Origin of the sequence: Cupriavidus plantarum, from assembly GCF_905397285.1 — a bacterium.
GTDB lineage: Bacteria > Pseudomonadota > Gammaproteobacteria > Burkholderiales > Burkholderiaceae > Cupriavidus > Cupriavidus plantarum.
On record NZ_CAJPUX010000015.1, the window covers coordinates 1 to 18,090 of the forward strand.

Annotated in this window: 19 protein-coding genes and 1 rRNA gene; 8 read left to right on the forward strand and 12 right to left on the reverse strand. The window is 66.0% G+C overall.

Features of this window, described 5'->3' with window-relative positions; genetic code table 11:
* Positions 1-28: 28 nt before the first annotated feature.
* Positions 29-142 (forward strand): 5S ribosomal RNA (gene rrf, locus KHP16_RS27385).
* Positions 143-220: 78 nt separating this feature from the next.
* Complete coding sequence (locus tag KHP16_RS27390) at positions 221-517, forward strand: GIY-YIG nuclease family protein (RefSeq protein ID WP_121491795.1); 297 nt, start codon at positions 221-223, stop codon at positions 515-517.
* A 64-nt stretch (positions 518-581) separates the two neighbouring features.
* Here the strand turns inward: KHP16_RS27390 and KHP16_RS27395 are convergent, their stop codons facing one another.
* Both KHP16_RS27395 and KHP16_RS27400 read right to left on the reverse strand, forming a co-directional pair.
* On the reverse strand, positions 582-1,007 hold the full coding sequence (locus KHP16_RS27395) for an organic hydroperoxide resistance protein (RefSeq protein ID WP_109585553.1): 426 nt from the start codon (positions 1,005-1,007) through the stop codon (positions 582-584).
* Between the two features lie 72 nt (positions 1,008-1,079).
* Positions 1,080-1,550 carry a MarR family winged helix-turn-helix transcriptional regulator gene (locus KHP16_RS27400; RefSeq protein WP_211961558.1) on the reverse strand — a complete coding sequence of 157 codons (471 nt, stop codon included), beginning with the start codon at positions 1,548-1,550 and terminating at the stop codon, positions 1,080-1,082.
* Positions 1,551-1,727: 177 nt separating this feature from the next.
* On the opposite strand from KHP16_RS27400, the gene KHP16_RS27405 reads away from it, so the two are divergent.
* Entirely contained in the window at positions 1,728-3,188 is a 1,461-nt protein-coding gene (locus KHP16_RS27405; RefSeq protein ID WP_109585551.1) for a DegQ family serine endoprotease, read from the forward strand.
* Between the two features lie 250 nt (positions 3,189-3,438).
* On the forward strand, positions 3,439-3,780 hold the full coding sequence (locus tag KHP16_RS27410; protein WP_109585550.1) for a hypothetical protein: 342 nt from the start codon (positions 3,439-3,441) through the stop codon (positions 3,778-3,780).
* Between the two features lie 55 nt (positions 3,781-3,835).
* Here the strand turns inward: KHP16_RS27410 and KHP16_RS27415 are convergent, their stop codons facing one another.
* From KHP16_RS27415 to KHP16_RS27435, 5 genes are all read right to left on the reverse strand, one after another.
* Positions 3,836-5,230 (reverse strand): MFS transporter, encoded by a 1,395-nt coding sequence (locus KHP16_RS27415; protein WP_211961580.1) that lies wholly within the window; start codon positions 5,228-5,230, stop codon positions 3,836-3,838.
* Between the two features lie 2 nt (positions 5,231-5,232).
* Complete coding sequence (locus KHP16_RS27420) at positions 5,233-5,736, reverse strand: MarR family winged helix-turn-helix transcriptional regulator (RefSeq protein ID WP_109585548.1); 504 nt, start codon at positions 5,734-5,736, stop codon at positions 5,233-5,235.
* Between the two features lie 73 nt (positions 5,737-5,809).
* Positions 5,810-7,822, reverse strand: coding sequence for a transglutaminase TgpA family protein (locus KHP16_RS27425; RefSeq protein ID WP_211961560.1), 2,013 nt, complete (start codon positions 7,820-7,822; stop codon positions 5,810-5,812).
* The gene (locus tag KHP16_RS27430; protein ID WP_115953486.1) at positions 7,819-8,913 is read right to left on the reverse strand and encodes a DUF58 domain-containing protein; all 1,095 of its coding nucleotides are present in this window, start codon (positions 8,911-8,913) and stop codon (positions 7,819-7,821) included. Before KHP16_RS27430 ends, KHP16_RS27425 begins: the two co-directional genes overlap by 4 nt.
* A gap of 42 nt (positions 8,914-8,955) precedes the next feature.
* Positions 8,956-9,882, reverse strand: a complete 927-nt coding sequence (locus KHP16_RS27435; RefSeq protein WP_211961562.1) for an AAA family ATPase — start codon at positions 9,880-9,882, stop codon at positions 8,956-8,958.
* Between the two features lie 186 nt (positions 9,883-10,068).
* Here KHP16_RS27435 and KHP16_RS27440 point away from each other — a divergent pair, with 186 nt between their 5' ends.
* Positions 10,069-10,914 carry a phytanoyl-CoA dioxygenase family protein gene (locus KHP16_RS27440; RefSeq protein ID WP_115953484.1) on the forward strand — a complete coding sequence of 282 codons (846 nt, stop codon included), beginning with the start codon at positions 10,069-10,071 and terminating at the stop codon, positions 10,912-10,914.
* A gap of 17 nt (positions 10,915-10,931) precedes the next feature.
* Here the strand turns inward: KHP16_RS27440 and KHP16_RS27445 are convergent, their stop codons facing one another.
* Positions 10,932-11,750 (reverse strand): IclR family transcriptional regulator, encoded by an 819-nt coding sequence (locus tag KHP16_RS27445; protein ID WP_109585544.1) that lies wholly within the window; start codon positions 11,748-11,750, stop codon positions 10,932-10,934.
* A 176-nt stretch (positions 11,751-11,926) separates the two neighbouring features.
* Here KHP16_RS27445 and KHP16_RS27450 point away from each other — a divergent pair, with 176 nt between their 5' ends.
* The gene (locus tag KHP16_RS27450; RefSeq protein ID WP_109585543.1) at positions 11,927-12,853 is read left to right on the forward strand and encodes a LysR family transcriptional regulator; all 927 of its coding nucleotides are present in this window, start codon (positions 11,927-11,929) and stop codon (positions 12,851-12,853) included.
* 213 nt (positions 12,854-13,066) lie between these two features.
* On the opposite strand, the gene KHP16_RS27455 is transcribed toward KHP16_RS27450, so the two are convergent.
* Entirely contained in the window at positions 13,067-13,360 is a 294-nt protein-coding gene (locus KHP16_RS27455) for a hypothetical protein (protein WP_109585542.1), read from the reverse strand.
* A 171-nt stretch (positions 13,361-13,531) separates the two neighbouring features.
* The gene (locus tag KHP16_RS27460) at positions 13,532-14,083 is read right to left on the reverse strand and encodes a YggT family protein (RefSeq protein WP_109585541.1); all 552 of its coding nucleotides are present in this window, start codon (positions 14,081-14,083) and stop codon (positions 13,532-13,534) included.
* A gap of 161 nt (positions 14,084-14,244) precedes the next feature.
* Between KHP16_RS27460 and KHP16_RS27465 the strand changes: the two genes are divergently transcribed.
* Positions 14,245-14,685 carry a MarR family winged helix-turn-helix transcriptional regulator gene (locus KHP16_RS27465; protein WP_109585540.1) on the forward strand — a complete coding sequence of 147 codons (441 nt, stop codon included), beginning with the start codon at positions 14,245-14,247 and terminating at the stop codon, positions 14,683-14,685.
* A 24-nt stretch (positions 14,686-14,709) separates the two neighbouring features.
* Here KHP16_RS27465 and KHP16_RS27470 read toward each other — a convergent pair whose 3' ends face one another.
* Positions 14,710-15,426, reverse strand: a complete 717-nt coding sequence (locus KHP16_RS27470; RefSeq protein WP_109585539.1) for a dienelactone hydrolase family protein — start codon at positions 15,424-15,426, stop codon at positions 14,710-14,712.
* A gap of 208 nt (positions 15,427-15,634) precedes the next feature.
* On the opposite strand from KHP16_RS27470, the gene KHP16_RS27475 reads away from it, so the two are divergent.
* Positions 15,635-17,473, forward strand: coding sequence for a ShlB/FhaC/HecB family hemolysin secretion/activation protein (locus KHP16_RS27475; protein ID WP_211961564.1), 1,839 nt, complete (start codon positions 15,635-15,637; stop codon positions 17,471-17,473).
* Between the two features lie 120 nt (positions 17,474-17,593).
* Here KHP16_RS27475 and KHP16_RS27480 read toward each other — a convergent pair whose 3' ends face one another.
* Entirely contained in the window at positions 17,594-17,992 is a 399-nt protein-coding gene (locus tag KHP16_RS27480; RefSeq protein ID WP_244214628.1) for a hypothetical protein, read from the reverse strand.
* Positions 17,993-18,090 lie beyond the last annotated feature (98 nt).

Consider the following 18,090-nt stretch of genomic DNA (forward strand, 5'->3'; position numbering starts at 1 on the left):
GACCTCCTCAGCGTGACAACCCCTTATGCCTGGTGACCATAGCGAGTTGGAACCACCCCTTCCCATCCCGAACAGGACCGTGAAACAACTCCGCGCCGATGATAGTGCGGACTACCCGTGTGAAAGTAGGTCATCGCCAGGCTCTTATGCTCAGAACCCCTCAGCGCACTCCGCTGAGGGGTTTTGTTTTTTACGCTTCTGATTCACGCTGCTGCATACCATGACCGCAGACACGACCGAAGACGATCCGTGCTGGTATCTCTATATGCTCGAGTGCGAGGGCAATTCGATCTATACCGGCATTACGACGGACGTCGCGCGGCGGTATGCGGCCCATGTTGCCGGGATCGGTGCGAAATATACGCGCGCGCGCAAGCCGGTGCGCCTGCTTGGCTGGATGCGGTTTGCCACGAAGTCCGAAGCGCTACGCGCGGAGATTGCCACGAAGCGGATGACGGCGGCGCAAAAGCGATTGTTCTGCGCGCAGCTGGAGTCTCCCGCTTCCGGGAACCCGTGATCGAGAATCCAAAAGACAAAAACGCCGGCGCAAGCCGGCGTTTTTCTTTTGGAACCTTGCTCGATCAGACCAGCGTCAGCGTGACTTCGATGTTGCCGCGCGTGGCGTTCGAGTACGGGCACACCTGGTGCGCGGCTTCGACCAGCTTCTGGGCGGCTTCGCGCTCGATGCCGGGCAGCGAGATCTTCAGTTCGGCCTGAATGCCGAAGCCTTGCGGAATCTGGCCGATGCCTACCGAGCCGTCGATCTTGGCGTCGGCCGGGATGGCGATCTTTTGCTGGCCGGCCACGAAGCGGATCGCGCCCAGGAAGCAAGCGGAGTAGCCCGCGGCGAACAGCTGCTCGGGATTCAGGCCGTTGCCGGCACCGCCCATCTCCTTCGGTACCGCGAGCTTGACGTCGAGTTGGCCGTCGGACGTGACGGCGCGGCCGTCGCGGCCACCGGTGGCGGATGCATGGGCGGTGTAAAGGACTTTGTCCAGCTTGGTCATTTCTTTGCTCCTGGTTTCGTCGCCTGTCGAGGGCGGTTTGACGTCAAAGGGTTCCACGCCGCAGCGCGGTTTTCATCCATCGGTCCGCGCGTTCTCCAGCGTAGACCGCAATGCCTGCAAACGTAGTGTCAGCGCCTGAATTTCCTCGACGGAGCACTGCGTTGCGCATAACAACTTCTCCGGGATCCCAACCGCGCGCTGGCGAAGCTGCCAGCCCGCTTCGGTGAGTGTCACGATCACGCGGCGTTCGTCCGCGGGGTCGCGTTCCCGGCTTACCAGCGACATCGACTCGAGGCGCTTGAGAAGCGGGGTCAGCGTGCCGGAATCCAGCGACAGGCGCTGGCCCAGTTCCGATACGCTTAGCTTCTCGCATTCCCACAACACCATCATCACCAGATACTGCGGATAAGTAAGCCCAAGCTCCCTGAGGATGGGCTTATATACCTTGGTCATGGCCAACGAACTCGAGTACAGCGCGAAGCAGAGCTGCTGGTCCAGCATCAGCAGCGACTCGGGCTTGGTGGGGGTGGTGTCGATGTCCATGTCTGATATCTTATACGCAATTCAATTGTGTGCAAGATAAATTTGGCGTTAGCCATGTTAGACGAAGGGTTGTTGAAGGCGTCCCGTTCTTTAAGTGTGATTTAAGTCTGCGTCCCTAGGATGACACTGTCGCGCTGGAATACCCCCGCGCAAAGGACATCAGAAAGGAAGAAGACCATGATCCGCCAGACGCTTGCTCGCTCTGCCTTCGGTATCGCAGCACTCGCCGCCATCGCCGGGGGCTACACATATTTGCAGAAGGAAGTCATCACGCCGGGATACGCCGCGCCGGCGCCCGTCGTGGCTTCGGCATCGCCGGTGGCAGTTGCCACGCCGACCGACTTTTCGGCGATCGTCGATCAGTATGGCCCCGCGGTGGTCAACATCAGCGTGACCGCCCGCGCGCAGCGTACCTCGGCACAGGGTTCGGGTCTCGATCCGGACGATCCGCTCGCGCAATTCTTCAAGCGCTTCGGTCCGCAGTTCCAGGCACCGCAGCAACAGCAGCCGCAACTGGTACGCGGACTCGGCTCGGGCTTCATCGTCAATCCCGATGGCGTGATCCTGACGAACGCGCACGTCGTGGATAACGCGACCGAGGTGACCGTCAAGCTGACGGACCGCCGCGAGTTCAAGGCGAAGGTGCTGGGCGTCGATCCGCAGACCGACATCGCGGTGATCAAGATCGATGCAAAGGATCTGCCGACCGTGCGTCTCGGCGATCCGTCGAAGGTGCGGGTCGGCGAGCCGGTGGTGGCGATCGGTTCGCCATACGGTTTCGAGAACACGGTCACGGCGGGTATCGTCAGCGCGAAGTCGCGTTCGCTGCCTGACGACACGTACGTGCCGTTCATCCAGACCGACGTGGCCGTGAACCCCGGCAACTCGGGCGGACCGCTGTTCAACCAGCGTGGGGAAGTCATCGGCATCAACTCGCAGATCTATAGCCAGACCGGCGGTTATCAGGGACTGTCTTTCGCGATTCCCATCAACGTTGCGACGAAGGTCGAACAGCAACTCGTCGCGCATGGCAAGGTCACGCGCGGCCGTCTGGGTATCTCGGTGCAGGAAGTCAATCAGGCGCTGGCCCAGTCCTTCAACCTGCCGAAGCCTGCCGGTGCGCTGGTCAACTCGGTGGAGCCGGACAGCCCCGCCGCGAAGGCTGGCCTGAAGCCGGGCGACGTGATCGTTCAGCTGGGCGACGACGTGATCGACCACTCGGGCGATCTGCCGGAGCACGTGGCCGATATCAAGCCCGGCACGGAGACGCAGCTGAAGGTCATCCGCAAGGGTGAGCCGCTGACGCTGGCGGTGAAGGTGGGCACGGCGAAGGAATCGGCCGTGGCGCAAAAGGGGAACCCGAACGACGCGGGTGGCAAGCTCGGCCTGGCCGTGCGGCCGCTGACGCCGAACGAGAAGCGTGACAGCGGCATCGACGGGGGCCTCGTCGTCGAGGACGTGGCAGGTCCGGCCGCGCGCGTCGGCATCCAGCCGGGCGACGTCATCCTGTCGCTGAACGGTACGCCGATCAGCTCGGCGGACCAGCTGAAGTCGCTCGTGTCGAAGGCGGGCAAGCAGGTCGCACTGCTGGTCCAGCGCGACGACGCGCGCATCTTCATCCCGCTCGATCTCGGCTGATCGACGTGCCTCGGGTGACGCGGTTTACGCTGCACCCGAGGCAGGTATACGTCAGGTATACGCCGACGTAAACCACAGGTATACGGGGCGTATACATACCCGCAAAGCCTTGCCAGAGGCCGATTTCAAGCCAACAAAACACACCCGAAGCGCGCGCGAACAGGTATGATCACGACTGCGATGCATGAAGCGTGTGGTGATCTCGGTCACCACGTCTGGTTCCTGCTGAATCGACAGAAGAAGGAAGTCTATGCAGTTGGATTTCAACCGCGCTCCCCTGACCTCCGGTACCACCCCCGGTACCGAGCGTGTCCGGCAATCGCCGGGCAAGTCAGCCGGAAGCGCAGCGTCTCCGCGCAGGCGCAAGAAGGTCGAGCCGCCTCACTGGGAGCGCGGCTATCGTTCCCACTACTACCGTAACGATCGTGGCGAGAAGCTCGGCGAGGTCCGGCTGTCCGATCGCGGGGAATTGCCCGTCGTTTATCGCTGGGCCGCCGGCAACTATTCGGGTGCCGAGGGTTCGCTCGTCCATGCGCGTGCGCGCGTCGAGGAAACCGTGGGCTTCGGGATGCGTCAACTGTCGCTGTTCTGACCCCGGACGATAGAGATCGACGTTAGAGGCCAGCGACATTCTCAAGCGGACTTGCCTAGTCGAGCCGCCGTTGTACCAGCATGAACACTGCCGCGACCAGCGACAGTGCGGCGACAAGCCGGTAAAGATCTCCGCAGGCCACCAGACGCGCCTGCTGTTCCATGACCGCGAACTGCCGGTTCTGGAGCAGTACTGCCCCCAGCCCCGACGCAAACGAGCTCGCGACCTGCCGCAACAGGTTCTTGCTGCGATAGCCATGACCGAAATCTTCCGCGCTCAGCGAACGGAACGTCAGGCCCGCGATCGGGATGATCACCATCACGCCGAACAGGCCCTTGCCCAGCAGTCCCCACAGCATGGCCGACGGACCGGCCTCGGGCGAGAGGCGCGAGAAATACCACGATGACGCGGCCATCACGAGCAGGCCCGCGACCATGACGGGCTTCTTGCGCGGCAGCCGTCGCGCGAGCCGCAGGTAGATGAGAATGCCGATCAGGCTGACGGTCGCCGCGAAGGTGTTGAGCCAGCCGGTGGTCGCCAGCGGAACGTGCAGCGCCTGCTCCGCGAGGACGGGAAAAACATAGCCGCTGAGGTTGCTGATCAGGTAGTACACGAAGTACATGGCCAGCCCGGTGAGGTACACCGGGTCGCGAAGGCCGCGCAGGCGCAGCATCGGTGCGGCATGGTGCCATTGCCGCCAGAGGAATGTGCCGAGCAGCAACAGGGCGATGCCGGCGGCGATGGCGAGCCGCAGGGGATGCGAGAAGACGTCGAAGCGCGCGGTGGCGAGCACGGACTGGAGCGTCACGATGGCGGCGCCGAACAGCAGCAGCGGGCCGAGCGCAAGGCGGTCGGTGTCGCTCGCTGCCTCCGCATCCGGAAGCAACCGCCACGCGCCGATCGCTGCAACGATGGCGAAGGGCAGCACGCCGAAGAACACGTCGCGCCAGACACCGCGCTCGACGAGTTCCGCCGCGAAGGCGGGAGCGAGTGCGGAGGCCCCGAAGATGCCGAGCATGAAGATCTTGATCGCGCGCGGGCGGTCCGCGGCGCCGAACAGGACGTTCACGAGGATGCGGCAACTGGTGAACAGCGCGCCGCCGCCGAAGCCTTGAACGAAGCGGGCCACGAGCATCTGCGCCAGCGACGTGCTGGAACCCGCCCCGATCGTGCCCGCGATGAATGCGAGCAGCGCCGCGGTCAGGTAGCGGCGATAGCCGAATCGACGGGCGAACCAGTTCTGCTTGAGAATCATGAGCATGCTGCCGACCGCGTACGCGGCCTGCACGAGCGCAAAGCTGCGCTCATCCGCATGGATGCCGCCGACGATGTGCGTCGACGCGAAGACGAACATGATGTTCTCGAGGAACTCGACGCCGGTGGCGAGTCCGAGCAGGATCATCAGCAGCGTCTGCCGCTGCCGGTGGGTCAGCCAGCGGCTCTGCCGCATCGTCACGGCTGCCCGGCCTCGGCTTCCAGCGCGGCGAGGGTCTGGTGGAGCTTGTTGAGGGAACGCGTGGCGGCGGTCAGGCCGCTGTCGCCGAACGGGGCCCATGCTTCGCCGTAGGCCGCATGCACGGCCGGGATTGCGCGATCGAGCAGCCGCTGCCCTGCCGCCGTGAGGCTGAGCTCCAGGCTGCGGCGGTCTTGCGTCGACGCGGTGCGCCGAACGAGTCCGCGCGCCTCCAGGCGATCCACGAGGCGCGTCATCTGCGTGCGCGTGGCGTCGATGGCGACGCCGAGCTCGGACGGAATGGTGGGCTCGCCGGCATCGATCGCAAGCATGCTGAGCACGAGGTACTGGCCGAGATCGAGATCGAACCTCGCGAGCGCGCGTTCGATATGGTTGCGCAACAGCCGCGCCGATCGAAGCAGCAGGCGGGAGGCGAGAATGAGGTCGCGCGGCGCCTCGGGGTGCTGCTCGCAGAAACGGTCGATGCGGCGTTCGAACGACATAGTTTATTTCATCCGTAATAGTTACGTATGAAATTATATGCACCGGCTTCCCGGGTGGCAATGGCCTTGGTGTTCAGCGTTGCCGGATGGAAAGGATGACCTCGCACAATGCCCGATGGAGCGCGGCGAGGCTGCCGGGGCCGGCTGCGGGCGGCGCGCCGTAGCGCAAGCGCACGTATTCGGCGGTAAAGGCGTGGAGGGCTGGCGCCGCCTGCGGCATCGCGGCAGCGGCGCGCTGCGCGAACGCCTGCGGCCCTTCGGCGGCGCCGCGTTCGTAGCCGCGCTTTGCCAGTTCGCGGCAAAAGCGCGCGTACATCGCCTGCAGCGGATCCAGCCGCTGGCGGCGCAGCCACAGCGGGACCAGGCCTATCAGCGTCAGCGAGGCGAGGCCCATCATCAGGATTTGCGGCAGGCGGTCGTCCATGCCGAACTGTCGCAGCAGCGCCATCTGGCGATCGCGATCGTAATCGAGGATCCAGCGCTGCCACGTGTACATCAGGCCGTCGAAGCTCCAGCGCAGGTCGCGTAGCCAGCCCGGTGTCCGCAAGGCGCGCACCGCGTCGGCCTCGTCGCCCGCGAGCGCCGCATCGACGCCCTCTTCCACGCGGCTCGGGGCGACCGCGCTGGTTGGATCCACGCGCACCCAGCCGCGGCCATCGATCCAGACTTCGGCCCACGCATGCGCGTCGGACTGCCGCACGATGTAGTGCCTGCCGATGGTGTTGTACTCACCGCCCTGATAGCCCGTGACCACGCGCGCGGGTACGCCGGCCGCTCGCATCAGAAACACGAAGCTGCTCGCATAATGTTCGCAGAATCCGCGGTGCGTATCGAACACGAACGAATCGACCTGCTGGCTGCCAAGTGGCGGCGGGGAGAGCGTGTAGTAGAACGCTTCGCCGGCAAAGACGCGCAGCGCGGCCTGCACGCGCTGCCACGGATCGGCTACCGTCTCGGCCCACCGCGCGGCGAGGGCGCGGCTGCGCGGGTTGCCCGGGGGGAGCTCCAGCGCGAGGGCGCGGATGCGTGGCGGCAGGGTTGCGGACGAGGCAGCGCCATGCTCGAACGTCGAGCGTGCGCGGTAGCGGACCGCGCGGTCGATGGGCGCGCGCGCGAAGAATTCGCCGTCGTAAGACATGCGTGCTTCTGGCATGCCGGAAAGCGCGATGCCGCGGTCGAGCAGATAGAGCCACGATTGCTGGCTGGCCTCGAGCGTCACCGAGTAGTCCCGCATGCCTGCCGGCGCGGGCGTGGCGACATCGGATGCGTCGTCGCGGAGGACGGGGGCGGCGCGTACCAGGCGCTGCTGTTCGAGTGTCCGCCATTGCTGGCCGTCGTAATGCCAGAGTATCAGCGCGCGCCAGTAGAGCGCGCTGGGCGGCAGCGGATCGCCACTCATGTCGGCGCGAAACGCGACCTCGGTCGAGCGGATCAACTCACCGATACTGCCGGGGCGCATCGTGTCCGTAATGCCCGTCTTGCCTGTCGATTCCGATTGCGGCAGCCGCCACAGCGGATGGTCCAGGCGGGGGAACAGCACAAACAGGAACAGCGCCCAGGGCAGGCCGATCAGCGCCATGCGGCCCAGCAGCGGCCAGATCGCCAGCCGCCCGCGCGCCTCGGGGTGATGGAGCAGCAGCCAGTTGCGCAGTACCCATGCGCCGATGGCCATGCTGTATAGCGCGAGCCAGAACGGCTGGTCGGTCAGATAGAGGGTAAGCAGCAGATAGAACGATAGCTGCGTGACGATCGTCGCATCCGACAGCGCCCGGCATTCGAGCAGCTTGAGGATGACGAACGCGCCAAGCAGCGCGACGCAGAGATCGCGGCCGAGGCTGCCCCCGGCCTGCCAGACGAGGGCGGCCGAAGTCGCGAGTACGAGCATCGCGACGACGGCCAGCATCGTGCGCGAGGGCAGCGGGGCGCGCTGGCGCCACAGCAGCCAGCGCCATGCCATCAGCACGACGAGCAACAGGCTGACCGAGACCGGCAGCGTGCGGGCCTGCGGCGCGAGCACGAGCGCGAGCTGGCCCATCAGCATGCCGTGTTCCTGATGCGCGAGCGGGCGGAGGCGGGCGGCGGTCATGACGTCGGGCGCTCCGGCCACAACGCGAGCGCCTCGAGGCAGGCGCGCCGATGCGCGGCGCCATGGCCCGGTGGGATTTCGACGGCGGGCAATCGCAGGCCGATGTCGAGATCGTCGCCCGCCGCAAGGACCCATGCGCAAAGACGCGACAGGCGAGCTTCCGTGTCCAGACCATCGGGCAGCGCATGCCAGTCCAGCCAGCAGGCGGGGTCGCGTGTGGCCTGACCGGTGCGGCTCATCCAGCGGCCCGTGCGCGCGCTGTGTTTCCACGCGATACGGTGCAGCGGATCGCCCGCGCGGTAGCGGCGCAACTGGTCGATGCCGTCATCCGACGCGATGGACAGGGCGCCGTCCTCGGCGTCGTCGGCGCGCGCGAGCAACGGCATCGGGGGCGCGGCGGCTTCCGGTGCGGGATACACGAGCGTGGCGAGCGGCAGGTCGGCGTAGCTCCAGACGCGGAACAGACCGAAGGGGAAACGGCTCTCCAGCGTGACGCGCGGCAGGGTCAGGCGGCCGCGGCGCGTGGCGGGCAGACGCAGCGCCAGTGCGCCGCTGGCCTGCGCGTCGAGCGTCAGCGAGGCGGCCTCCGTGGGGACGGTGGATGCGGACGCCGCGCTCGCGGCACCGCCTGGTCGGCGCGTTGCCGGACGACCTGGGATGCGAGGGCGCTTGTCCGCCTGCACGCGGGCTTCCATGCCGATGCGCGCGGTGTCGTCCCGGTTATCGACGTGCAGCGCGAAGACCGCCGCATCGCCGACGAACGCGGGCGATACGGCGCCCGCGCTGACCTCCAGGTCGAGGAGGTTGCGATACGCGGTCCACATGCAGGCCATGACGATGCCGATAAGCAGGAACGTCAGTGCGAAGCCCAGGCTGATGTTGTAGTTGAGCGAAGTCATCAGCATCGCCAGCAACAGCACCGCGAAGGCCATGCCGCCGCGCGTCGGCAGGATATAAAGCTGGCGGCGATGCAGGGTGACCACGCCGTTGACCGGGCCGTGCGCGCGACGCAGCCACTCGGCCGGACCACGTGGGCGGCCGTTGGGTGCGGACGGGGGCCCGCTCGTCGCGTTGGATGTCGGCGTGGACATAGAGGTGGTGCGATAGCGCGGTAGCCTGCGACCCGGACAGGCTCAGGGGATCGCGACCGATGCGAGGAGCCTGTCGATGACCGCGGTCTGGCTGGCGCCCCTGCTGGCGCCGGATGGCAGCAAGCGATGGCCGGCGACGGCAGCGAATACGGCCTGCACATCCTCCGGCACGACCATTTCACGCTGATCGAGCAGCGCCCACGCACGCGAGCAGGCCAGCAGCGCAAGGCCGCCGCGCGGCGACAGGCCCGCGGCAAAACTGCTCTCCGCGCGCGTGGCCTGCACGAGCGCGAGCACGTAGTCGACGAGCGCCGGCGCGGCGTAGACCTTGGCGGCTGCCGCCTGCAAGGCGACGACCTGCTCGGCGTTCATGACCGGCGTGACCTCGGTGGCCGACGCGCCGCCAAGATACAGCACGCGCTCGAACGACGGGTCGGGATAGCCCAGCGAGATACGCATCGTGAAACGATCGAGCTGGGATTCGGGCAGGGCATGCGTACCGATCTGCTCGAGCGGATTCTGCGTGGCGATCACAAAGAACGGCGTCGGCAGGGCATGCGTTGCGCCGTCGTGCGTGACCTGATACTCGGCCATGGCCTCGAGCAGCGCGCTCTGCGTCTTGGGCGGCGCGCGATTGATTTCATCGGCGAGCACGAGCTGGGCGAAGACGGGGCCGCGATGGAAACGGAATTCGCCCGCATCGCGCATGAAGACCGAGACACCGATGAGATCGGCGGGCAGCAGGTCGCTCGTGAATTGCACGCGCTGATACCGGAGGCCGAGCGTGCGGGCGAGGGCGTGAGCGAGCGTGGTCTTGCCGACGCCGGGGACATCCTCGAGCAGCAGGTGACCGCCGGCGAGCATGCAGGCGAGCGAGAGCCGAACCTGGCGCGGTTTGCCCAGCACGATACGGCCGAGTTGCTGTTGGGCCTCGGCAAGCGAGGCGAGAATCCTTGGGCGGGCAGTCACGTTGGCCTGTACTCTGACGGTCGGAACATCGATCGGATATTCGGTAGGGCGAGACGAACCCGCCCATTGTAGCGGCGGGCCGTGCCGGACGAACGGTCTGCTTCCGCACCATGCGCACCCGGGTTCTGGCATCATCGGTCTGTTGGCGCCTGCCGGCTTTTTTTCAGATTGCCTTTATCCGCTGCAATGACTCTTCCGTTGAAGGACGCATCTGACGCGTCCGTGTCCCTGGATTTCGACTCCTCCGCGCCGCTGGCCGATCGCGCTGGTCTGGCGAGTCTCGCGCGTGCCTTTCATGCGGGCGGTTACGTGATCCTGCGCGGCTTTGCGAGCGAGGCGCAATGCGCCGACCTCGAGGCGGTCACGCGCGAGCATCTGGCGGCGGCGGTACCGCCGGTGGAATTCGAGGCGGATCTCGGTTATCCGGGCGCGCCGGCCACGCGGGAATCGGCGGGCGGGGCGACGGTGCGGCGGCTGCGGCAGGCCTATGGACGGCACGAGGCGTATCGCCGCTGGGCCGCGGACCCGCGCATCGTGGCCACGGTCGAGGCATTGCTTGGCGAACCGGCGCGGCTGACGCTGGCCCATCACAACAGCGTGATGACGAAGCATCCGTTCTACGGCAGCCAGACCGGGTGGCATCGCGATACGCGCTATTGGTCGTTCACGAGTCCGGAACTGGTCACGGTGTGGCTGGCGCTCGGCGACGAAGACGAACGGAATGGCGTGCTGCGCGTGATTCCCGGCTCGCACAAGGCGAAGCTCGAACCGGCGCAGCTCGATCCCGCGGAGTTTCTTGTGGAAGCGCACCCGGCCAGCCAGCAGTTGCTGCGTGGGACGGTGCCGCTCGCCTTGCATCGCGGCGATGTGCTGATCTTCGACAGCCGGTTGTTCCATAGCGCGGGGCGGAATGAATCGAACGCCGTGAAGCTGTCGATAGCGTTCGCTTACTTCGGTGCAAGCAACCGTCCTGTGGCCGGTTCGCGCTCGGCGGAGTTTGGCAGCGTCGAGTTGCCGCCGGCACCCTACTGACCTGCCGAGCTTTCGGGTCAGGTACGCAGCTGTACCAGGCCGGAGATCTTCTCCGAGGCCTCGAGCAGCGGCGGCAGGAAGCGCTCGACCATCTCCTGGGCGCTGGTCCGGTTGGCCTGGCCGCTGATATTGATGGCGGCGATGACCTGCCCCGACCGGCTTCGGATCGGCGCCGCCACCGACACGAGTCCCTCTTCCAGTTCCTGATCGTTCTGCGCCCACCCGCGCGCGCGGATGGCCGCGATCAGCGTCTTCAGTTCGCCGATATCCGTGACGGTGCGGCTCGTGCGCGGGCGCAGGTCCGACGCCCGCAGCACGCGGTCCAGTTCCGTCTCGTCGAGGCCCGCGAGCAGCACGCGGCCCATCGAGGAGCAATAGGCGGGCAGCCGGCTGCCGATCGACAGGTTGATCGTCATGATCTTGCGCGCCGGCACGCGCAGCACGTAGACGACCTCGGTGCCGTCGAGGACGGAGATCGAGCAACTCTCGTGGACTGACTGGGACAGCGCTTCCATGATCGGCTCGGCCAGGTTCCAGAACGGCATCGACGTCAGGTAGGCGAAGCCGAGGTCGAGGATCTTGGGCGTCAGGCGAAACAGCCGCCCGTCCGCCTGCACGTAGCCGAGTCCCACTAGCGTCAGCAGGATGCGGCGGGCACCCGCCCGCGTCAGCCCGCTGGCTTGTGCGATTTCGGTGAGCGTCTGCGCGGGGTGCTGGGCGTTGAACGCGCGAATGACGGAGAGCCCACGCGCAAACGATTGCACGTAGCTGTCGCTGGGTTTTTCCGTGGCGGCGCCCTGCGGCGTACCCGGTTCGTGGTCGGCTTCTGTCGCCATCGATGGGAAGTGAAAAATCCGGCCGGAGTGGCGCGGAAAGGCCGAAAGAGTAGTGGAAATATGCGCGCCTCGCCAGTGCCCGGCGTGCGTCGGAAGCTGTGGCATCGTGCCGCGCGCGCTGACTTGGGGGCGGCTCTCCCGCATAATGTGCGTTTGCACAACGTTGGTAGCACCCGGTGAACGAAACAATCCAGTGGAATGATTGGGAAGCGTTCTGCTGCGTGGTCGAGCAAGGCACTTTCACGGCGGCGGCCGCGCAACTGGACTGTCCGAAGTCTCGCGTGTCGGCGGCCGTCGCGCGGCTGGAGACGGCCATCGGCGCCAAGCTGCTCGAGCGCACGACGCGCCGCATGCGGCTGACCGACGCGGGTGGCGCTGTCTATCGCGACGTCGCACCGCTGTTTGCGCGATTACGCGAGATCCGTCAGGAGACGCTCGCGCGCGAGGAGCGCGTGCAGGGCATGCTCCGTATCGCCACGCCGTACGAATTCGGCGCGCAGCAGCTGGGTGGCGTGATTTGCCGAACGCTGGCGGCCCATCCGGCGCTCGACATCATCGTGGAAATCTCGCAGGGCCTCGTCGATCCTATTCGCGAAGGCTTCGATATCGCGTTCGTGACTGTCGAATCCGATCTGCCCGACTCGGGTACGATCGCCCGCCGCATCTGGCACGTCGAACGCGGCCTCGTTGCGGCGCCCTCCCTCGCGGCCAGCCTGCCCGCGCAGATGCAGCCCGAGGATCTCTCGAACATGCCGACGCTGGCCACGCCGGGCGCGACCTTCTGGGAATTCACGCGCGACGGCGAGCGGATTTCCGTGCCGATCCGCCCCCGCATGCAGACCTACAACGCCGAACTGCGGCTACAGGCAGCCCTCTCGGGACTCGGCATCGCGCGCGTGCCCATGACCTATGCCGAGGCGGAGATTGCGCAGGGCCGACTCGTCCGGGTAATGCCGGATGTGCCGTTACCACCGCTCCGCGTGTTTGCGCTGCTGCCTGACCGCCGGCTCCAGCCGCGGAAGGTGCGGGCGTTCATGGAAGCGATCGAGTCGATGATGGGCGACGAAGAAGAGGGTGGTGCGGGCAGCGGACTGACCTGGTAGCGGGCTTGACCGGCCGCGGGAAGGGGGAAGTGGGAGGGAAACGCGGGAATACTGCGAAGACTGCGGAGACTGCGGAGACTGCGGGGGGATACTGGAGGGGAGGCAGGCTGCCGAATCTTGTGGACCCGACCGTCCGCCTCTCACCGTGGCCCTCTCTGGCAGGAGAGGTCAAGCAGGCTTCAGGCGCGCCCGGCGCCCGAAGCAGCGAAGCGCTCAGGCGCCTTCGCTAAACGCGTCGCGGCGTTCCGTGACGGTGCGGGCACCGTCGCTGTACGGGCTGCGCGGCTCGGAAACCGAGCGTGCGCCATCGGTGAAGGTGCTGCGGGGTTCGTTGATGCCGCGCGCGCCGTCAGTGTACGGGTCGCGGGCGCCAACGTGGCCGATGCTGCCGTCGAGACGGGCAATATCGGTCCGGGGCTGGGCGGCGTTGGCGGCGGCGCCCATGGTAAGGCCGAGGGTGACGAGCACGGCGGCGGCCGTGCCCTGGAGCTTGGAGAGAGTCTTCATTTGTCGTGCTGTCCTACTGTATTTTTGTGAAAGCATCGTGGTTGGGTGCCACGGTGGCTGTAATGTAGGCGCCAGCACGCGCGGGAAAAAGGGGCAATCCTCGACACTCTGTCCAGCTAGCTGAACAATCAGTGAAAACCCTAAAAGTCTCTAATGTGTGTGCAACATCAATCACACACTGCCCAGGCTGAGGCGGGCGAGCACCATCAGCAGGATTTGCGCGATCACGAACAGGATCAGGGGCGAAATGTCGAAGCCGCCCAGGCGCGGCACGATACGGCGCAGCGGACGCAGCAGCGGCTCCGTCAGGTGATAGATGGCCGGCGCCACCGGCGACTGCGGGTTGACCCACGACAGGATCGCCATGAGCAGCGTGACCCACATGATGAGGCTGATGCCCCACTTGAGCACGTGCAGGACTGCGATGGCGAGAATCACGGGCAGGAAGCCGAGCGGATCGCCTTCGTACAGCAGCGTGCGGCACACCAGATAAACCACCGCCGTGAGCCAGGCCGCGATCAGCGTGGCCCAGTCGATGCCGCCGAAGCCGGGGATGATCCGGCGTAACGGGCGGACCAGCCAGTCCGTAATTTGGAAGACGCCCTGCGAGACGGGATTGCGCGAGGGCAGGCGGGTCAGCTGCATCCACAGGCGCAGCAGCAGCGCCATGCCAAACAGCGTGAAGACGATATCGAGCAGGAACTGGACGATTTCCGTGAACATCGGGCGGATTTCCGGTGGGTGGTGAAGGTGGCTACGACCGCACAGATTCTGCCACACCTCGTTATGCGCGCGACCGCACCGGACGTAGCAAATGCGCCCCCTATAATGGGCGGCCTTTGCAACGCCACGCTGTCTGGTGGCGCACATCCCGACGCCGACACATGACACGCAAGACCCCCGCACCGCTCACCAAGCAGGAATTCGAGGCACTTTCTGATTTCCGCTACCAGTTGCGGCGCTTTCTGCGTTTCTCCGAAGATGCCGCGCGCGGCGAGGGGATGACCGTGCAGCAGTACCTGCTCATGCTCCATATCCGCGGCTTTCCGGATCGGAACTGGGCCTCCGTGGGGGAGCTTGCCGAGCGGCTGCAGACGCAGCAGCATGGCGTCGTCGCGCTGGTCAATCGCTGCGAGGCCGCCGGCCTGGTCACGCGGAAGGTGAATGCCGACGACCGGCGGATCGTCGAGGTGCATCTGCTGGCCAAGGGCGAGCGCAGCCTGAACCGGCTTGCCCTGCGCCACCGCGCCGAGCTCGAGTCGCTGCGCAACACCTTCCGTGTCGCACGCATTACTGCCTTCAACGACGAGGGCGACGACGCCTGATCCTGGCTTGACCCTAGCCTGACCCTAGCTCAGGTGTTCCGACAGGAAGGCCAGTGCGCGGCCATGCGCCAGCGCGGCCGATGGCTGATGATAGGAGCCACGCGCCCAGCAGTTGAAGCCGTGATCGGCCTTCTCGTAGACGAACACTTCGGTGTCCGCCTTCCCTTCGACCGCCGCGCGGATATCGGCGACCTGGTCGAGCGTGATGTGTGCATCGAGTGCGCCGAAGTGGAACTGCGCCGGCACGTTCAGCCTGGGCGCTTCCCGCAGGTTCGCATGGATGCCGCCGCCGTAGTAAGGCACCGCCGCGTCGACCAGGCCGCGCGCCGCCGAGAGGTACGACAGCAGGCCGCCGAAGCAATACCCCACCGCCGCGACCTTGCCCTGGCCACCGAGCTCCGCGCGCAGTGCGCGCACCGTCGCCGCGATGTCCGACACCGCGGCGTCGACATCGGTCGCCTTGCGCAGCGCGAAGGCCTGTTCCATGTCCGCGCCGGCGTAGCCGAGTTCCACCCGCGGCGACTGGCGCCAGAAAATATCCGGTGCCAGGACGACGTAACCATCGGACGCGTACTGGTCCGCGACCGAGCGGATGTGTTCGTTGACGCCAAAAATCTCCTGGATCAGCACGATGCCGGGGCCGCCGGCCTGCTTGCCTGCGGGCGGCAGGCTCAGATAGGCATCGAAGCTGCCATCGTTCGTTTCCACTCGAATCCAGCGGCTATTGGTCGTATTTGCCATGTGTGAGTACTCCGGGGTTGGAACAGGAATGCATAAACGCGTTTGCAAGTGTGCCATCGCTGTGGCATGACTGCTGGACGGCATGGCAATCGGTCTCTCCGTTCGTTTACCTGCGTCATGTCGCACGCTTCTTTGGACGTATTCCGAGAGGCAAGACGCAATGACTGTGACATTGTGGCGACCCGTCACAATCATCGATGTCTTGCTCATGCCGCTCCTGCCGACTCGTCAGCCCGTATCGATCTCTGTCCTGAGTACCGCCCGCGCCAATTTCCGGATGCCGTTCGCATCGCTGCTCGGCGCGGTTTGTGTGTTTCCTGGCTTTGCCACTCACGCGCAGGCGCAGCAGGCGGGGGTCCCGCAGGCGCTGCCCGACGCGGGACGCGCGTCGCGGCTGCTCCGGCGCGATCAGTTGATCGAGAACCAGCAGCAGGAACGCCTGCAGGAGGATCAGGAGCGCGCGATGCGCGCATTGCCGGATCCGCAGGGGGCGGACCTCGGAGCGATGTCTCGCGAGGACCGCCAGGTCGAAGCGCAGCCGCCCGAGGAGGCCGAGGCGTGCGGCGAGGTCCTGCGCATCGTATTGACTGGCGATGCGGAGCGCGTCGAGGCGGGTGAACTGGCGCGGCTTCGCGAGGCGTTCGAAGGACGATGCCTCGGCACCGCCGATCTTCACGCGCTTCGCGCGGAACTGACACGGTATTTCATCGAGCGAGGCGAGGTGACGACGCGCGCCTATCTGCCCGAGCGCCCCGCCGAGGACGGCGCGCTCGCGATCCACGTGATCCAGGGCGTCATCGAGCGCTACGACGTCGACAGCAACCGCGAGAAGGCGGTGTGGCCGCCAGGCGTGTTTCCTGCGCGTCCAGGGGAATTGCTCAACCTGCGCGATCTGGAGCAGGCGGTCGAGCAGATCAATCGGCTCTCTTCCAACGATGCGCGAATCGGGCTGTATCCCGGGACCGAGCCGGGGCAGACGATCGTGAACGTGATCAACCGCAGTTCGCGGCCCCTGCACCTGTACGCGTCGCTCGACAACATGGGAACCAAGGCCACGGGCCGCAACGCCTTATCGGCAACGCTCACGCTCGACAGTCCGTTCGGCTTCAACGAGCTGTTCGCGCTGACGCGACGTCAATCGGTCTTTCCGCTGGAGGGGGGCCATCGATCGGATGCCACGGCGCTGCAGGCCCAGGTTCCGTACGGCTATCACGCGTTATCGATGCAGTGGAGCCGCAGCACGTACCTGAATACGGTGACGTTCCCCTATAGCGGACGCAAGATCCCCATCGAAGGCCGCACCGATCTGTTCAGTGTTGGGGACGACCGCGTCGTCTATCGCGATGCGATGTCGCGCGTCACGGTGTCGGGCCGGCTGGCGTTGCAGTCGGGGCAGACCTGGATCGCGGGACATTCGCTTGGTGTCAGCGATCGCGATTTCACGTTTCTGGACCTCGGGATTGGCGCGACGACGCGGAGGTTCGGGGGCATCTCCACGGCGCGGTTTAGTGCGGTGCGCGGTCTCGCGATGCTTGGGGCTTATCGCGATCCCGCTGGCTTGCGCGACGATGTCCCACACGCGCAGTTTCAGAAATTCACGATGGCGATGAGCCATGCGCGGAGGCTGCAGGTCGGCAGCCGCGCGGTGGTGCTGTCCGCCCAGTTCAGCGGACAGTATTCGCTGAACACCCTCTATGGTTCGCAGCAGCTCTTGATTGGCGGACCCGGATCGGTGCGCGGGTTTCGGGATCATAGCCTCGGGGGCGATCACGGCTATTACGTGCGGACCGAGGCGAGCCTGCCCTGGCTGGTGCTGAGCGGCGCGAACGCGGTACGGGGACGCCTCTATGCGGGGTTCGACTGGGGTACCGTGATCAACCGGAACCCGGCGGCGCGATCGGGGGCGTTGACGGGTGTGGCGCTGGGGATCGGGGCGACGTGGCGCGCCGTCAGTATCGATGCGGCGCTGTCGCGGGCGGTGCGGGCGCCGTCGTCGCGGATGCGCGAGGGTACGCTGGTTGGCGTGCGGGTGAGTTGTTCGCTTTGATCTAACTTCGCCCCAAAAAAACTTCGCAAAAAAAATGCCGGAACCCGACGGGGACGGGTTTCCGGCATCGGACCGCGCGAGGCGGTCGCAGTGCTACTGATCTGTGGCGCGCTGGAAGGATTACCAGCGCAATTGCACGTTTCTGGAACCGGGGCTAAGTGTGGTCCGCTTCGAGGCCCCTTCATAAGTGGCGACGACCTGGTACGACGCACGCGGGCCCTTGATCAGGCAGCGCGGGCCGTCGGAGGTGAATTCCGCAACCTGCTTGCCGTTGCGCAGCAGTTTGACGTTGACGTCCGCGAGGTATTCGCCGTTGCTGCCCTTCGTGAAGAGCAGTCCCATGTCGTAGTGGCTCGCTTCGGAGCGCAGCTGTTGCTGTTCGTCCTGGGCGACGCCGCCGCACACGTACGTGAACGGGCCCGCCGTAGCAGTGGTGAGGTCAGCCTTTGCCGCAATCGGGAGCGTGAGCGCGGCAACGGTCGCTGCCGCAAGCGCCACGCGCTTGAAACCGGATTTCATCTGCAATGTCCTCTCGCGGTATGCGCACGGGCGTACGCGGTCCGCTGATGATCATGGCTCTAGTAGATATCGGCCGGCGCGGCTCGTATGTCAGTGTT

Excerpts from the sequence above, each read along its gene's own strand:
- KHP16_RS27395 (WP_109585553.1), bottom strand. The coding sequence starts at position 1,007 with ATGACCAAGCTGGACAAAGTCCTTTACACCGCCCATGCATCCGCCACC.
- KHP16_RS27405 (WP_109585551.1), top strand. The coding sequence starts at position 1,728 with ATGATCCGCCAGACGCTTGCTCGCTCTGCCTTCGGTATCGCAGCACTC.
- KHP16_RS27460 (WP_109585541.1), bottom strand. The coding sequence starts at position 14,083 with ATGTTCACGGAAATCGTCCAGTTCCTGCTCGATATCGTCTTCACGCTG.
- KHP16_RS27440 (WP_115953484.1), top strand. The coding sequence starts at position 10,069 with ATGACTCTTCCGTTGAAGGACGCATCTGACGCGTCCGTGTCCCTGGAT.
- KHP16_RS27475 (WP_211961564.1), top strand. The coding sequence starts at position 15,635 with ATGCCGCTCCTGCCGACTCGTCAGCCCGTATCGATCTCTGTCCTGAGT.
- KHP16_RS27480 (WP_244214628.1), bottom strand. The coding sequence starts at position 17,992 with ATGAAATCCGGTTTCAAGCGCGTGGCGCTTGCGGCAGCGACCGTTGCC.
- KHP16_RS27430 (WP_115953486.1), bottom strand. The coding sequence starts at position 8,913 with ATGTCCACGCCGACATCCAACGCGACGAGCGGGCCCCCGTCCGCACCC.
- KHP16_RS27425 (WP_211961560.1), bottom strand. The coding sequence starts at position 7,822 with ATGACCGCCGCCCGCCTCCGCCCGCTCGCGCATCAGGAACACGGCATG.
- KHP16_RS27465 (WP_109585540.1), top strand. The coding sequence starts at position 14,245 with ATGACACGCAAGACCCCCGCACCGCTCACCAAGCAGGAATTCGAGGCA.
- KHP16_RS27445 (WP_109585544.1), bottom strand. The coding sequence starts at position 11,750 with ATGGCGACAGAAGCCGACCACGAACCGGGTACGCCGCAGGGCGCCGCC.
- KHP16_RS27455 (WP_109585542.1), bottom strand. The coding sequence starts at position 13,360 with ATGAAGACTCTCTCCAAGCTCCAGGGCACGGCCGCCGCCGTGCTCGTC.
- KHP16_RS27390 (WP_121491795.1), top strand. The coding sequence starts at position 221 with ATGACCGCAGACACGACCGAAGACGATCCGTGCTGGTATCTCTATATG.
- KHP16_RS27415 (WP_211961580.1), bottom strand. The coding sequence starts at position 5,230 with ATGCGGCAGAGCCGCTGGCTGACCCACCGGCAGCGGCAGACGCTGCTG.
- KHP16_RS27400 (WP_211961558.1), bottom strand. The coding sequence starts at position 1,550 with ATGGACATCGACACCACCCCCACCAAGCCCGAGTCGCTGCTGATGCTG.
- KHP16_RS27410 (WP_109585550.1), top strand. The coding sequence starts at position 3,439 with ATGCAGTTGGATTTCAACCGCGCTCCCCTGACCTCCGGTACCACCCCC.
- KHP16_RS27420 (WP_109585548.1), bottom strand. The coding sequence starts at position 5,736 with ATGTCGTTCGAACGCCGCATCGACCGTTTCTGCGAGCAGCACCCCGAG.
- KHP16_RS27470 (WP_109585539.1), bottom strand. The coding sequence starts at position 15,426 with ATGGCAAATACGACCAATAGCCGCTGGATTCGAGTGGAAACGAACGAT.